This is a genomic window from uncultured Aurantimicrobium sp. (genome assembly GCF_936931525.1).
GTDB lineage: Bacteria > Actinomycetota > Actinomycetes > Actinomycetales > Microbacteriaceae > Aurantimicrobium.
Genome location: NZ_CAKZII010000161.1, coordinates 1 through 1,383 on the forward strand (window position 1 = coordinate 1; position 1,383 = coordinate 1,383).

At 54.7% G+C, this 1,383-nt stretch carries 1 protein-coding gene and 1 pseudogene; both read left to right on the forward strand.

Annotated elements, in window-relative coordinates; translation table 11 throughout:
* Nucleotides 1–763 (forward strand): annotated as a pseudogene (locus tag Q0362_RS08270) (hypothetical protein); the annotation flags it as partial.
* The coding region (locus Q0362_RS08275; RefSeq protein WP_298122454.1) for a DUF5719 family protein at nt 747–1,383 on the forward strand (637 nt) is incomplete at its 3' end. The pseudogene Q0362_RS08270 and the gene Q0362_RS08275, both read left to right, overlap by 17 nt.

Below are 1,383 nucleotides of genomic sequence, written 5' to 3' on the forward strand. Positions count from 1 at the left end.
CTTCTCGTTCTATCCCGCAGTGGCCGGTATCGCCGCAGTGACGCTGTTGGCATTGCCTGCTTTGGCAGCATCCAGCCTGGGCAACTCCAAGGTTGTTGCAGGCAACGGACAGACCCTCCCTGCCTATGTCGTGGCGCAGGCAGCCATTGATCCGCAGGTGGGCACCTTGGTATTGACCCCACAACCTGATGGCGGCTTGGGCGCTAACTTGGTTCGCGGAACTGGCATGACCTTGGAATCAACCTCCACGTTTGTCACCACGGGTGCTGGATTTGCTGCCCAAGAGCAGATCCTGGCCGACACCGTTAGCAACTTGGCTTCGGTCAGTGGCATTGACTCCACCACAGAGCTCACCTCTTTGGGTGTTGCCTTTGTTGTTCTCACTCCTTCTCTTGCTGAGGTGGGCGAAAATGTTTCTCCTCAGGCTCAAGCAATGTCTGCGCGTGTGAAGGCAACACTGGATGCCAATGCGGGTGTGGAGATCGTGGGAAAGACAGATGCGGGATTGCTCTGGCGCTTCCCTGGATATGACTCAGCTGCGATTGTTCCGCTTCAGTCAGCCATGCCTGTTGAGCCGTGGCTTGTTCTGATTGCGTCTGTCCAAGCATTGGTACTCATCTTGACCTTGCTGTTGGCCATTCCTACAGGAGCAGTCATGCCTGACGCACGCCCTAAGCGCTATGTGCCCGGTCTGTTTGACAGCGAAGACGAGCTTGCCACCATTGACCCCCTGGCAGGTGATCACGATGACGAAAACAACTAAGGCAATTCGTGCTGGAATTACAGGGGTAACGGGCCTGGTGAGCGCCGGAGCCGTTGCGTTGGGAATTGCCGCTTTGGTGACCTTGCCCCTACCTGGATATGTCGGTGATGCACCAGTAATGAGCGTTGCACCAGTGCCTGCAGTTCAACAGCGTGTGTGCCCTGGCCCACTCGTCGAGGCTATTTCCCGAGGAACTGAGGACATCACTTTTATTTCTGCTTCGCAGCCGGAATATTCTGAAAGCTCAAGTGAAAAGAACTTTGATAACTCCTGGTTAAATGCGATCGACAACCAAAACGGTGCGCTGTTTGCAGCACCGAAGGTCATCTCTGTTCCCCCGGCAGCATCTGCTGAAGAGGCACCATTACTTGCAGGAAATCAACTCCAAGAAACTGCGTCAGAAACCCTTTCTGGTTTAGCTGCGGCATCGTGCACTGAGCCAGCTAACGATCTCTGGCTCGTCGGCGGATCAACAGAGGTTGGACGCACTACGTTGTTGACACTTGCAAACCCCACCGAAGTGACAGCCACGGTGTCGCTCGAAGTGTTCACGGAGCAGGGTTATATTGATGCATCCAGTGAAGGAATTATTGTGCTGCCAGGAGAGCAGCGCATTATCT